Source organism: Paraburkholderia sp. RCC_158, from assembly GCF_041355255.1.
Lineage (GTDB): Bacteria > Pseudomonadota > Gammaproteobacteria > Burkholderiales > Burkholderiaceae > Paraburkholderia > Paraburkholderia graminis.
Genome location: NZ_JBFUPM010000003.1, coordinates 72,844 through 86,614 on the forward strand (window position 1 = coordinate 72,844; position 13,771 = coordinate 86,614).

The 13,771-nt window shown below is 63.9% G+C and carries 13 protein-coding genes; 10 read left to right on the plus strand and 3 right to left on the minus strand.

The window, feature by feature from the left end; genetic code table 11:
• Entirely contained in the window at positions 1-792 is a 792-nt protein-coding gene (locus tag AB6809_RS07390) for a molybdopterin-dependent oxidoreductase (RefSeq protein WP_006051790.1), read from the plus strand.
• Positions 793-935: 143 nt separating this feature from the next.
• Positions 936-1,553 carry a hypothetical protein gene (locus AB6809_RS07395; RefSeq protein ID WP_006051789.1) on the plus strand — a complete coding sequence of 206 codons (618 nt, stop codon included), beginning with the start codon at positions 936-938 and terminating at the stop codon, positions 1,551-1,553.
• A gap of 58 nt (positions 1,554-1,611) precedes the next feature.
• On the opposite strand, the gene AB6809_RS07400 is transcribed toward AB6809_RS07395, so the two are convergent.
• Together AB6809_RS07400 and AB6809_RS07405 are read right to left on the minus strand one after the other, a co-directional pair.
• Positions 1,612-2,454 (minus strand): EamA family transporter, encoded by an 843-nt coding sequence (locus AB6809_RS07400; protein WP_371026224.1) that lies wholly within the window; start codon positions 2,452-2,454, stop codon positions 1,612-1,614.
• A gap of 417 nt (positions 2,455-2,871) precedes the next feature.
• Positions 2,872-3,405: a low affinity iron permease family protein gene (locus tag AB6809_RS07405; protein ID WP_371026225.1), complete on the minus strand. Its 534-nt coding sequence runs from the start codon at positions 3,403-3,405 to the stop codon at positions 2,872-2,874.
• A gap of 284 nt (positions 3,406-3,689) precedes the next feature.
• Between AB6809_RS07405 and AB6809_RS07410 the strand changes: the two genes are divergently transcribed.
• Entirely contained in the window at positions 3,690-4,550 is an 861-nt protein-coding gene (locus AB6809_RS07410) for a class I SAM-dependent methyltransferase (protein WP_006051785.1), read from the plus strand.
• Between the two features lie 285 nt (positions 4,551-4,835).
• Here the strand turns inward: AB6809_RS07410 and chrA are convergent, their stop codons facing one another.
• A complete protein-coding gene (gene chrA / locus AB6809_RS07415; protein WP_371026226.1) occupies positions 4,836-6,164 on the minus strand; it encodes a chromate efflux transporter in 1,329 nt (442 codons plus the stop codon).
• Between the two features lie 236 nt (positions 6,165-6,400).
• Here chrA and AB6809_RS07420 point away from each other — a divergent pair, with 236 nt between their 5' ends.
• The 7 genes from AB6809_RS07420 (at position 6,401) to AB6809_RS07450 (ending at position 13,647) form a co-directional block, all read left to right on the plus strand.
• Positions 6,401-7,006, plus strand: coding sequence for a 2'-5' RNA ligase family protein (locus AB6809_RS07420; protein WP_371026438.1), 606 nt, complete (start codon positions 6,401-6,403; stop codon positions 7,004-7,006).
• 258 nt (positions 7,007-7,264) lie between these two features.
• Entirely contained in the window at positions 7,265-7,711 is a 447-nt protein-coding gene (locus AB6809_RS07425) for a DnaJ family domain-containing protein (protein WP_371026227.1), read from the plus strand.
• Between the two features lie 482 nt (positions 7,712-8,193).
• Entirely contained in the window at positions 8,194-8,730 is a 537-nt protein-coding gene (gene tadA / locus AB6809_RS07430; protein WP_371026439.1) for a tRNA adenosine(34) deaminase TadA, read from the plus strand.
• 115 nt (positions 8,731-8,845) lie between these two features.
• Entirely contained in the window at positions 8,846-9,772 is a 927-nt protein-coding gene (gene ldcA, locus AB6809_RS07435) for a muramoyltetrapeptide carboxypeptidase (RefSeq protein ID WP_053858191.1), read from the plus strand.
• 314 nt (positions 9,773-10,086) lie between these two features.
• On the plus strand, positions 10,087-10,923 hold the full coding sequence (locus AB6809_RS07440) for a GntR family transcriptional regulator (protein WP_371026229.1): 837 nt from the start codon (positions 10,087-10,089) through the stop codon (positions 10,921-10,923).
• 354 nt (positions 10,924-11,277) lie between these two features.
• Positions 11,278-12,759: an NCS1 family nucleobase:cation symporter-1 gene (locus AB6809_RS07445; protein ID WP_006051777.1), complete on the plus strand. Its 1,482-nt coding sequence runs from the start codon at positions 11,278-11,280 to the stop codon at positions 12,757-12,759.
• Positions 12,760-12,819: 60 nt separating this feature from the next.
• Entirely contained in the window at positions 12,820-13,647 is an 828-nt protein-coding gene (locus AB6809_RS07450; RefSeq protein ID WP_371026230.1) for an aspartate/glutamate racemase family protein, read from the plus strand.
• The last annotated feature ends 124 nt before the right edge of the window (positions 13,648-13,771 follow it).

The window sequence follows — 13,771 nt, forward strand, 5'->3', positions numbered from 1 at the left end:
ATGACGCTTCGAAACAAGTCAGGAAGGCTAAGCGAATTTGCTTCGTCGCATGCCGAGAGCATCATCAAGGATGCGCGCAACGAGCTCAAGAATCCCGCACGCCGCCTGCTCGGCAAGCGCATTCTCACGCTCGGCGGAATCGCCATGCTGTCGGGCTGCGATCTGTCGAACGACAAGTCGGTGAACAGCATGTTGCGCAAGATGTCGTCCTTCAACGACGACGTGCAGGCGCTGCTCTTCAGTCCGACTACGCTCGCGCCGACCTATCCGGAGTCGATGATCACGCGGCCGTTTCCGTTCAACGCGTTCTACGATATCGACGACGTACCCGAGGTCGACGCCGCGAGCTATCGGCTGCAAGTGAGCGGCCTTGCCAACGGCAAGCGCGTGTGGACACTCGACGAACTGCGCGCGTTGCCGCAGGAAAGCCAGATCACGCGCCATATCTGCATTGAAGGCTGGAGTGCGATTGGCCGTTGGGACGGCGTGCGCTTTGCCTCGTTCCTCAAGCAAGCGGGCGCCGATCTGACCGCGAAATATGTGTCGTTTCATTGCGCGGACAACTACTGGACCAGCATCGACATGCCGACGGCGCTGCATCCGCAGACGCAACTCACGCTCGGTTACGACGGCGAGACGCTGCCGCCGAAATACGGTTTCCCGATGAAGCTGCGCATGCCGACCAAGCTCGGCTACAAGAATCCGAAGCATATCGTCGCGATCAGCGTGACGAACGACTATCCCGGCGGCTACTGGGAGAACCAGGGCTATAACTGGTTCGGCGGTTCGTGATTTGCAGCGGGCCGTTCAGGGTGTTGCAGTTTCGGTTTGCAGTACTCGCTTATACATTGTCGTTTTGCAGTGCTCGCTTGTGCAGTCCCCGCTTTGCAGTTCTTTTTGATCGTTTTCGATCGTTTCTCACGGAGCATTCATTCATGTCTATTCGCCTGAAAATCGGCATCACGCTCGCGACGCTCGCCTTTGCCGGCGCCGCGCTCGCACAGACGCCCGCCGCCAAACCGTCGCGCATTCGCGGCGATATCGTTTCGCTCGACGGCGACGTGCTGAAGGTGCATCGCCGCAGCGGCGACACGGTATCGATTGAACTGAAGCCGGCTGTCGCCGTATCGGCGGTCAAGTCCATGCAGCTTTCGGACATCAAGCCGGGCTCGTTCGTCGGCACGGCCGCGACGACCGGCACTGACGGCAAGCTCACGGCAACCGAAGTCGTCGTCTTCCCCGAAGCCGCACGCGGCACGGGCGAGGGTCACTATGGCTGGGACCTCGGCCCCAACAGCACGATGACGAATGCGAACGTCGACACGGTGGTCCAGGGCACCAGCGGCCGCAACCTGAAGCTCTCGTACAAGGGCGGCAGCAACGAGGTGACGGTGCCGCCGAACGTGCCTGTCGTGACCTTCACGCCGGCTGCCCGTTCGGATCTGACGCCGGGCAAGAAGGTGTTCGTCGTGGCAACCGCCGCATCGCAGGGCGGCGCGTATGTCGCTCAGCGCGTGGTCGTCGAAAAGGATGGAGTCGCGCCGCCGATGTAAGGTGCGCAGGAAGTGCGGCAAGTGCGGCAAGCGCGGCGGCGCGGTGAAGGCTTGAGCATCAAAGCCCGAGACAAACCGCGCCGGCCGCGACCACCACGCAGGCAAGCCAGCGCTTGCCGTTGACCGTTTCGCTGAGGAACACGCGACCGATGAGCACGGCGAACACCACGCTGGTCTCGCGCAACGCCGAGACGGTGCCCATCGCGCCCGACTGCATCGCCCAGATCACGATGCCGTACGCCGCGACCGACACAAGCCCGCCCACGAGCGACGAGCCGACCGCCGCCGGCGCCGAGCGTATCGGCATCCACAGCGCGGGCAGCCCGCGCCTCGCGATGAACAGCAGCGGCATCAGCCAGTAGAACAGGAACATCCACGCGGTGTAGGCAAGCGCCTCGCCGCCGGACAGCCGCACGCCGATGCCGTCGATCACCGTGTACAGCGCGATGGTCGCGCCGGTCGTCAACGCGGCCAGCACGCCCGCGCGCGACACGCGCCCCGCTTGCAGTGCAATGGCGATGATGCCGCCGGAGATCATCGCGATCCCGAGCGCGTGCAGCGGGCCGATCGCCTCGTGAGCGAAGAGCGCCGCGCCGAGCGTGACGAGAAGCGGCGACGAGCCGCGCGCGACCGGATACGCCTGCGCCAGATCGCCGCGCCGGTACGCGTGCACGAGGCTCGCGTTGTAGCCGATATGCACGAGCCCCGATGCGACCACATACGGCCACGCCGCGGCGGCCGGCAGCGACGTGAACAGAACGATGACCGTGCTGACCGCCGCGATGGCGATGCTCATCCACGTCATCGACAGGAAACGGTCGCGATTGCCGTGCAGCAACGCGTTCCAGCTTGCATGAAGCAGGGCCGCGACGAGGACGAGACCGCCGGTATAGCTGAGCATGCGCCGGTCAGGCCAGGAGTGCGGGAAGCGGACTTGCAGGCGCGAAAGCGGGGACAACGGCTTGAGCGATGTTCATGGTTTTCTGTTGCAGCGTGGTTGGCGTAAGGCGGATCAGGTGCCGACGCGCGAGCGCGCGTGAGGCCGCGCGAAGCGTTCGATCTTAAACGGAATTCGCAGAGATTGCCCGCGCGTCTCGCAAGGGCCTGCACGGCGGAGGAGCGTCGGTGCGCTGCAAGCGCTCGACGTTTCTGCGGTGTCGCTTGAGGAGCAGAGCCGCGAGTTGAACGATGCGGTGGCCGTGTTTCGTTTGAAGGGGGACGCGGCGGTGGGGTGAGGCGAAGCGGCTTTCTTCGCTGTTATCGATGGGTGCATGGTTCGCCTCGCCTGGCCGCGTTGCGTTGCGTTGGGAAACGTGGGCTAGTTTTTTCGCTCGTGTGGGTTTGGTGTGTTTTGTGTGTCTCGCTTGTCGTGTTTGTCGTCGTCATGGTCGCCGTGGCGCTTGTCGTCGTCGCTCCGCTTTTCGTCGCTCATGTCGCGATTGTCGACGAACGGCGAATCGGTATCGCTGCCGCCTTTGCGCAGCGCGACGCGCGCGTCTTTCGCGAGATTTTCGTACTGTTTGCGAAAGCGCGTGAGGTCTTTCTCCTCCAGTTCTTCGAGATCGAGCAGTGCGTTATGCGCGCCTTCGATCGCGCGGATCAGTTCGTCGAGCTTGATCTGCATCGCGGCCGTATCGCGGTTCTGCGTGTTCTGGATCAGGAAGACCATCAGGAACGTGACGATCGTCGTGGATGTGTTGATCACGAGCTGCCACGTGTCGCTGTAGTGAAAGAACGGCCCCGTAACGGCCCACACGATCACGAGCGAGACGGCGATGACGAAGGTGCCCGGCCGGCCGGTCATCGTCGAAAGATAGCTCGCGAAGTTCGAAAACCATCTGCTGCTGCTCATGGCGATCTCCCTGAGGTCTGGTCTGGTTCATAGGATGATCGCATAGAGATGCGGAGGGATCGGATGTTGAGTGGCGATTCGGCGCGGTGGGGATCTGTATGGTGTTGTGTGCCGATGCTATGCTTTTTGTTTGCTGCGGGCTGGGCGCGCAGAGCAGAGGGCAGAGCTTTCTGTGCCTGGGTTGCTGCGTGCTGGGACTGCGGTGCTGCGCTGTGTGCTGCTGCGCGCCAACCCGGCGATGAAGCGAAACACCCGCATCGCATAACCGAGGAGGATCGGCCATCATGAATGACGAGCGAGATCTGGCACCCGACAGCACCGCGGCCCGCGTCGCCCTGTGGCGTGCGTTGCATACCGAGGCAGACGCCGCGCCGCATGTTTTCGACGATTCCATTGGGCTGAAGCTGCTGTCTCCTGGCGACGACTGGCGTCAGCGCGGCGACATGGACCCGCAATTCACGCGTCCGTTTCGCGCATCGATCGTGGCTCGCGCACGCTTTATCGAAGATCTCGTGGCCGAGCAGGCCGCGCACGGAATCGATCAGTATGTGATTCTTGGCGCGGGCCTCGACAGTTTTGCGCAGCGCAGGCCCGAGCTTGCTTCACGCCTCACCGTGTTCGAGATCGATCAGCCTGTGCCGCAGGCGTGGAAACGTCGGCGGCTGATGGAGCTTGGCTTCGGCATTCCACAGTGGCTGCGTTTCGTGCCGGTCGATTTCGAGGCCGGCGAAGCGTGGCGCGAGCGGCTGATGGCCGAGGGTTTCGACAGCAACAAGCCGGCAATCGTGGTCTCGACGGGCGTGAGCATGTATCTGACACGCGATGCAAACGCGGCCACGCTGCGTGAAGTTGCTGCCTTCGCGCGCGGATCGACGCTCGCCATGACTTTCCTGCTGCCGCTGCAGATGGCGGACCCCGAGGTACGCCCCGGACTGGAAATGGCGGAGAAGGGCGCGCGCGCAAGCGGCACGCCTTTTCTCAGCTTCTTCACGCCGGCGGATATGCTGGCTCTTGCGTACGAAGCCGGGTTCACGCAGGCCCAGCACGTTTCGGCGGCAGATCTCACGCAGCGCTACTTCGCGGACAGGACCGACGGTTTGCGTCCGCCGAGCAATGCTGAAGAGCTATTGGTCGCGAGTATGTAAGGCTGTTCTTGGCGGACGCCGCTGAGCGGCGTTCCGCGCTTAGTGTCGCGAGTACCTGGCCTGTTCTTGACCGAGGTCGCGATGCAACGGCCTTCCGCGCTTAGTGTCGCGAGTACCTGGCCCGCTCTTGACGGACGCCCGCGAGGCAGCGGCGTTTCGCGCTTCATGCTGAGAGTACTTGGCCCGCTCTCGACGGAGGCCACGATGCACCCGCCTTCCGCGCTTCATGTCGCGAGTACCTGAACCGTTCTTGACGGACGCCGCGACGCAGCAGCGTTCCGCGCTTCATGCAAGCAGCCGGAACGCGAGCCCTGCCGCGCCGCACGTCAGCACCACCGGTATCACGCCGGCCTTCAGCCGAAACAGGGCAAGCGCCGCCGCGAACCCGATGACGAGCGACGGCCAGTCGAAACTTCCATGCAGGCCGTGCGGCCACAAAACGTGCAACGCAAAGAAGACCGCGAGATTCACGATGACGCCGACCACCGCTGCGGTGATCGCCGTCAGCGGCGCGGTAAATTTCAGATTGCCGTGCGTGGTCTCGATAAACGGGCCGCCAAGCAGAATGAACATGAACGAAGGCAGGAAGGTGAAGAACGTCACGACCGTCGACGCGACGACCGCGGACAAGAGCAGCGCGTGCGGACCGAATATCGCTTTCGTCCATCCACCGACAAAGCCGACGAACGCGACGACCATGATCAGCGGGCCGGGCGTCGTCTCGCCGAGTGCGAGGCCGTCGATCATCTGAAGTCCCGTGAGCCAATGCTGATGCTCGACCGCGCCCTGATAGACGTACGGCAAAACAGCGTAGGCGCCGCCGAACGTAAGCAGCGCGGCCTTCGTGAAAAACCAGGCCATTTGCGTGAGCGCGCCGCTCCATCCGTAGAGCGCCGCCAGCGTACCGATCGCCGCGAGCCATAAGGCGACGAAGATCGCGAGCACAATAAAAAAGCGCTTCCAGGTGAAGAGCGCATGGCGAGGCGTCGGCGTGTCGTCGTCGATCAGCGCCGGACCATGAAGCTGTGCGGCGGCGGCGTGTTTCCCGCCCATCGCGAAGCGGGCCGGCGCATATTTGCCACCCAAGTACCCGATGATGCCGGCGACGAGAACAATCAGCGGGAAGGGCACATTGCCGACGAAAATCGCGAGAAACGCGGCGGCGGCGATCGTCCATAGCCACGCGTTCTTGAGCGCTCGCGAGCCGATGCGATACGCGGCGAACACGACAATCGCCGTCACGGCCGGCTTGATGCCATAAAGCACGCCGGCCACGGCCGGGACGCTGCCGAACACGAGATAGACCCACGAAAGGCCCATCAGAATGAAGAGCGACGGCAGCACGAACAGTCCGCCCGCGATCACGCCGCCCCACGTGCGATGCATGAGCCAGCCGATGTACGTGGCCAGTTGCTGCGCCTCCGGGCCCGGCAGCACCATGCAGAAATTCAGCGCATGCAGGAAGCGCTTTTCCGAGATCCAGCGCTTTCGTTCGACGAGTTCCTCATGCATGAGCGCAATCTGGCCCGCCGGACCGCCGAAGCTCATGAAGCCGAGCCGCAGCCAGTACAAGAACGCCGTAGAAAAAGGGACCTGCGCGACGTCGTCTTTCATTGAGGTGGACCTGTTGTTTTCTCTGCCAGAACTTCTTCTGGTTTTTTTCCAATTTCACGTTGCCGCCGATACTGTATGAATGTACAGTATTCTACGTAGACGGTTTGGTACGGCAAGTGTTTTTTTGGGGGGGGGCAGTGTGGCTTTCGCCCTCGCAGCACCCCCGAGTCAGTTAATGGCCAGTTAATGTGAAGGAGGATCCGTGTAGATGCCGGCTTTCACCACGCAGGAGCAAGATGCCTGAACAACTGTGGTTGCCCGGGCTCGAGGCGCCGCCAACCCCGACAGACGGTCTGTTCTTCGCTGTGTTTCCGGACACTAGCACGGCGGCCAGCATTTCAAAGCTCGCGCAGGAGCTTTGCGGGGAGGCGCGCGCCCGCGGCAAGCCGCTCGCCGCCAATCGGTTGCACGTCACGCTGCGTCACCTCGGCACTTTTGCAGGCGGGCTGCCGCAGGCCCAGGTGGCGGCGGCCATGCAGGCGGCCGCGTCGGTGCGCGTGGCGCCGTTTACCGTCGAATTCGATACGGTCGAGAGCTTCGCTTCGAAGCCACGGCCGGGGCCATTGGTGCTGACGGGAACTGAGGGCGTCGTCGGCCTGCATACGCTTCATGATGCGTTCCGCAGCGCGTTGGAGAGCTGCGGCATCGACAGTCATCGGGGTTCGGGGGCCGTGGCTTTTACGCCGCATGTGACGTTGGCTTACGGTTTGCCGTGGGCTGCGCCGCGCCCGGTCGAGCCGGTCTGCTGGAATGTGCGCGGTTTTGCGTTGATACATAGCTTGTTGGGGCGTACCCGGCATATCGCGCTTGTGCGGTGGCCGCTCGAAGCTGCCGAGTCATAGGGGAGGGAAGTCCGCATCGTGGGCTCTCGGGCTTGCTGTGGATCGTACGAGGGCCCGGCGCTACTGCGGAACTGGGCTCGAATTGATTGCACGCTCGGCGCGCTCACATGGCCGGCTTGCGTCCACAAACGCCGCATACACAGCATCCACGAAATGTCCGCGCAAGATGCGAAGGGGCGGCGGCGCCGGTCGCTCCGGCGGAGGCAACCGTCGCGCGCCCTGATAGAATGCCTTGGGCCGCAACGTAGTGGATTGCAGATGAGATTGCTTGATGCGTTAGTCGAACAGCGTATTGCCGCCGCCGCCGCGCGCGGCGAGTTCGACGATTTGCCGGGCGCGGGCGCGCCGCTTTGCCTCGACGACGATGCACTCGTCCCGGAAGAGGTGCGCGTCGCGAACCGGATTCTGAAAAACGCGGGTTTCGTGCCGCCTGCGGTCGAGCAGTTGCGCGCTCTGCGTGACTTGCAGGCCGAACTGAATGCCGTGAGCGACAAGGCTACGCGCCGTCGCCTTCAGGCGCGCATGCTGGCGCTCGATATGGCGCTGGAATCGCTGCGCGGGAGCGCTATGGCGTTGCCGCGCGAATATTGCCGTCGGATCGCCGAACGGCTGTCCGAGCGTGCTTCCAATGACGAAACGTCTCGATTGGAAAGCGCGGCGTCGGTTGTGTCCGGCGCGGAGAACGTCGCTGCGAGGTCGCGGTGAGCGAGCCCGTCGTCCATCCGGGCGCGGCGCATGCCGAGCCGGATCGGACCGAGGGCAGCAAGGCGTCGGATGGATCGCCTGCTGTTGTCGAGGGCGTTGACACGGCGAGCGGTGCTTGCGCGGGGCGCACGCCGCGCGTCGACGCCACTGGCGTGTGCGCGCCAGGGCGGCCGCTGGTCGCGCAGTCGGCCGTCGCTGAGCCTTCACCCGCAACTACAACTGCAACGGCCTCTGCTGAAACCGCTGCGTCTGGTGCTCCTGCTGCAACTGCCGCGATCCCCGCAGCCGCTGCGACTGCCGAAACTGCTGCACCTGCCGAAACCGCTGCCTCTGCTGAAACCGCTGCACCTGCCACAACTCCGGCAACTGCCGCAACTGCCGCAACTGCCGCAACTGCCGCAACCGCCGCAACCGCCGCAACCGCCGCAACCGCCGCAACCGCCGCAACCGCCGCAAGCGATCCGGCTGCACCGCCCACCGGCATCCCCACCCCCATCTCCGACCGCGACCGCCGCTTCATGGCGCTCGCCCAGGCCGCCGCCGAAGAGGCGCGCGCGGCCGGCGAAGTGCCCGTCGGCGCAGTGCTGGTGCGCGGCGACGAAGTGATCGCCACGGGCTTCAACCATCCGATCGGCGCGCACGATCCGTCGGCGCATGCGGAGATGGTCGCGTTGCGTGCCGCGGCGCAAGTTGCGCAGAACTATCGCTTGCCGGGCTGCGAACTGTATGTGACGCTCGAGCCATGTTTGATGTGCGCCGGCGCGATCATGCATGCGCGCATCGCCCGGGTTGTGTTCGGCGCACGCGATCCGAAAACGGGCGCGTGCGGGAGCGTCGTCGATGCGTTCGCGAACCCGCAGTTGAATCACCACACCGAGGTAACGGGCGGCGTGCTCGAAAGCGAATGCGGCGCCGCACTGAAGTCGTTCTTCGCGGAGCGGCGGCGTGCCAGTCGCGAAGCGCGGGCAGCGGCGCGCGCCGGCATCGGTGCGCAAAGCGAGTCAGACGAGCCGCTCTGAACAGCAACCGCGCGCACAACTCCAACCAACAACCTCGATCAGCAACCGCAGCCAACAACCGCAGCCGACAACCGCAGCCAACAACCGCAGCCAACACCATAACAAGGTCCCGCCGATGACTGTCCACCGTACCTTCGATCTGATCGCACCGTCCGGCTACCCGCCTGATTCCGAGGTGCTGAATCGGGCGTTGCAGCGCCTGCGCGGGCAAGGGCATCGGGTGGAGGGCGTCGACGCGACGCGGCGTCGTTATCAGCGCTTCGGCGGTACGGACGGCGAGCGCGCTGCGGACCTGAACCGGCTCGCGGATGCATCGCGCGCGTTGCCCGATATTGTGCTGGCCGTGCGCGGCGGATACGGCGCGATGCGTCTCCTGCACGGCCTCGATTACGACGGGCTGCAACGCCGGCTGACCGATCAACCGGTCGCGCTCGTCGGCCATAGCGACTTCACGGCGATTCAGTTGGCGCTCCTCGCGCGCGCCGGGCTGAAAACGTTCAGCGGGCCGATGCTGATGAGCGACTTCGGCGCGGAACACGTCAGCGAATTCACGATGCAGCATTTCTGGTCCGCGCTGACAAAGCCCAGCGTGACGATCGCGCGAAACGTCCCCCAAGCGCACGCGGTCGACGTCTCCGGCACCTTGTGGGGCGGCAATCTGGCGGTGCTGACGTCGCTCATCGGCACGCCGTACATGCCACCAGTGCAAGGCGGCGTGCTGTTTGTCGAAGACGTCAACGAGCAACCGTTTCGTATCGAGCGGATGCTTTATCAATTGCATCTGTCGGGCATCCTGGGTCAGCAGCAGGCACTCGTGCTCGGCGATTTTTCGGGCGGCAAGTTGTATGACTATGACAACGGCTACGACCTGCAAGCCATGATCGAGCACATGAGATCGGTGATCGGCATTCCGATCGTCACTGGCCTGCAGTTCGGCCACGTGCCGGACATGGTGACGCTGCCTGTGGGCGCCGACGCGCACCTCATCGCCGATGCGCGCGGCTTCAGGCTGACGTTATCCAACTATCCATTCCTGGGTTGAATGCCCGGGCACCTAAGAAGCGGGCTGCGGTCCGTTTTTTTTATGGCTTGTCCACGCAACTAACGGCCCGGATCTGAACGCCCGTTCGGGCAACGAAGGCAGCGGTGAAGTAACGATTTTGTCGACAAAATAGCCGTTTAAAGACAGCGACTGTGCTCGCCGGCCGAGCGGCGCGTCCTTGCTGACAAAGCCGCCAAGCCACCCAGGCCAATTCACGTCGCACCGCACCACGAAAAATTGTCGATGATCGCCGCAAAAATTGTTGACAATCTTTATGTCCATCCTAATATGACCAACATACCGAGACACACATCATGTCCGACATCGACACCGAATCCGTCAGCACAAATAGTTCGAGGCCCGAAGCAATTGCCGAGCGCATTCGTGCCGCGATTCTTGAGCATCGGTTGGCGCCCGGAGCGAAGTTGACCGAAGCACAGTTGTGCGAAGTATTCGCGGTGAAGCGTGGTCCGATCCGGCAAGCGTTGGCGCAACTCGCGACGGATCGTCTCGTGGATCTTGAGCCGAACCGCGGCGCGTTCGTCGCGAGTCCGTCGCTCCAGGAAGTGCATGAGGTGTTCGAGATGCGCCGCATCATCGAGCTGGCCGTCGTCGAAAAGATTTGCAACGGACACGGCATGCTGCAGTTAAAGAGCATCGGCGGCATGATCGGCCGCGAACGCAAGGCGTTCGAGACGCGCGACTTTTCGTCGTGGATTCGTTTGTCCGGCGAGTTTCATACGGAGCTGGCTCAACTCACCGGCAACACCGTGCTGTGCGATTGCCTGAACGGACTGGTCGCGCGCTCCACGCTGATCTCGGCGTTGTACGAGTCGCTTGGACGAAGCCCGTGTTCGTTCGAGGACCACGAAGCGATTCTCGCCGCGCTCGACGCCGGCGATGCCAAAGAGGCGGCGGCACTCATGTCGCGCCATCTGCAAAGCGTCGAGTTGAAGATGCTGGAGCGGCCCGCACGCGGCGCAGCCGACCTGCATGAAGTATTCGGCGCGCTGAGCGGCGGCATGAGCGGCATGAGCGGCATAAGCGGCGCAAGCAGCGGCGCAATGAGCGGTGCACCACGCGGCGCCGCGAAAGCATCGCGTGAAGAATCACCCAAAGCGTTATCCAAGCGCAAGTCCGCGCCAAGCTGAGGCAAGCGGCCGGCGTGCGCCCGTTGCTGGTGCGCGCCGCACTGAACTGAACCGATAGAGCGAGCGTTGCAAGGCGGCCCGGCGCGGGCGCTGCCGGCCGGCGCACGCGCGTCCGTCGCCAACGCGCCGGACGAAAGTAGCAGCAGACCCATTGCGGACGTCCGCGGAACGCCGGCAATGCGATAACCACAAGTACTTCAGTACGGAGACATCCGCGGCGTGGCCATCGCGGCGGCCCGAGTCTGTTGCGCTTGCAACGACAGCAGGCGCGGGACCGGCAGCAAAGCCGCAAGTGGCATGGCCAATGCATTGCCCTTCGATTCTCAATCGACGGTCCCATCACAAGGAGGAATCATGGCTCAGTTCAGTGCAGCGCCCGGCAGTTCCGCAATCCCCCCTTATGCAGACGGCGACGCATCCGGCAATCCCGCCATGCCGGCCGGCTACAGCGAGCGCTTATACAACGAGGATCTCGCGCCGTTGCGTCACCAGACCTGGGGCGCCTATAACATCTTCGCGTTCTGGATGTCGGACGTGCACAGCGTGGGCGGCTACGTGTTCGCGGGCAGTCTGTTCGCGCTCGGCCTGACGAGCTGGCAGGTGCTGATTGCGCTGCTCGTCGGCATCGGCATCGTCAACGTGTTGTGCAACATGATCGCGAAGCCGAGCCAGGCGAACGGCGTGCCGTATCCGGTCGCATGTCGCGCGACTTTCGGCGTGCTCGGGGCCAATGTTCCCGCCGTGATTCGCGGGCTGATCGCGGTCGCGTGGTACGGCATCCAGACGTATCTCGCGTCGAGTGCGCTGGTGATCGTCGTGCTGAAGTTCGTGCCGCAACTGCTGCCGTATGCGGACGTGCATCGTCATGGCTTCATGGGGCTGTCGACGCTCGGCTGGTCAGGCTTCATGCTGCTCTGGGTGTTACAGGCGCTGGTGTTCTGGCACGGCATGGAGACGATCAAGAAGTTTATCGACTTCGCGGGTCCGGCCGTTTATGTCGTGATGTTCATCCTCGCCGGCTACATGGTGTATCGCGCGGGCTGGCGCAACATCGGCATCAACCTGGGCGGCGTCAAATATCACGGCATGGAAGTGCTGCCGGTGATGATCACGGCGACCTCGCTGGTGGTGTCCTACTTCTCCGGGCCGATGCTGAATTTCGGCGACTTTTCGCGCTACGGCAAGAGCTTTCGCAGCGTGCAGCGCGGCAACTTCTGGGGACTGCCGGTCAACTTTCTCGCGTTCTCGCTCGTCACGGTGATTACGACGGCGGCCACGCTGCCGGTGTTCGGTCAACTGATCACGGACCCGGTGGAGACGGTCGGCCGCATCGACTATCCGACCGCCGTGATTCTCGGCGCGCTGACTTTCACGATCGCGACCATCGGCATCAACATCGTCGCGAACTTCGTTTCGCCGGCCTTCGACTTCTCGAACGTCGCGCCGCGGCTCATTAGCTGGCGCGCGGGCGGCATGCTCGCGGCGGTTGCGTCGATCTTCATCACGCCGTGGAATCTGTTCAATAACCCGGCCGTGATTCACTACACGCTGGACGTGCTCGGCAGCTTCATCGGACCTTTGTACGGAATCCTGATCGTCGATTACTACCTCGTGAAGCGCCAGAAGATCGTGCTCGACGATCTGTACACGGTCGCGCCGACGGGGTCGTACTGGTATCGCAACGGCGTGAACTATCGGGCCGTTGCCGCGCTGTTGCCGGCCGCGCTGATCGCCGTGTTGTGCGTGATGGTGCCGTCGCTCGACGGCATGGCGAACTTCTCGTGGTTCATCGGCGCGGGCCTTGGGGCGCTGTTTTATCGCCTGCTGGCACGCTGAGCTTCGGTAGGTGAAGGGCAGTGCCGGTGCATTGCCCATGCAGTCGAAAGAGGAGACGAGATGCGTATCAAACTGATCAACCCGAACACGACCCAACGCATGACGGATGCAATGGGCCGCTGCGCGCGCGAAGTCGCCGCGCCGGGCACCGAGGTGATCGCGGTCAGTCCGACGATGGGGCCGCCGTCCATTGAAGGCTATTACGACGAAGCGCTCGCGACGCCGGGCCTGCTCGCCGAAGTGATGGCGGGCGAGCGCGAGGGCTGCGACGGCTACGTGATCGCGTGTTTCGGCGACCCTGGTCTCTACGCGGCGCGCGAGCTCGCGCGTGGCCCGGTGATCGGCATCGCGGAGGCGGCCATGCACGCGGCGAGCGTGCTCGCGCCGGGCTTTTCGGTGGTCACGACGCTTGCGCGCACTTGCGGAATGGCGTGGCATCTCGCCGAGCGTTACGGCATGCGGCGTTTTTGCCGCAACGTGCGCGCGACGGACGTCGCCGTGCTCGACCTCGACAAGCCTGGCTCGGCGGCGCGCCGCATCATCCTCGACGAATGCCGGCGGGCGCTGGCGGAAGACGGTTCCGATGCAATCGTGCTCGGCTGCGCGGGCATGGCGGAGTTGTGCGCGGAGATCGAGGACGCGCTCGGCGCGCCGGTGATCGAAGGTGTGACGGCCGCCGTCAAGTGGACGGAAGCGCTCGTCGCACTGCGGCTGTCGACCGCCAAGCGCGGCGACTATGCGCGGCCATTGCCCAAGCGCTATGACGGCGCGCTGGAATCGTTCAGTCCGTCGGCAGCGGACCCGAATCCCGCGCCGGCGCGCGTGAGTCATGCCGATTCGCTGCGGGTAAACACCAGCGCAGCCGAGCCGCACATACATTCAGTCTGACACGCACTATCTGCGCCGGTGTATGGGCGCACCAAGGCGTTTTCGCTACACTGGTCCAACTCGCCGCGGGCCGTGCGACGTGCTGTGCGCTGCCTTGTGGTGGCCGCTGTGGTGGCCATCTCGG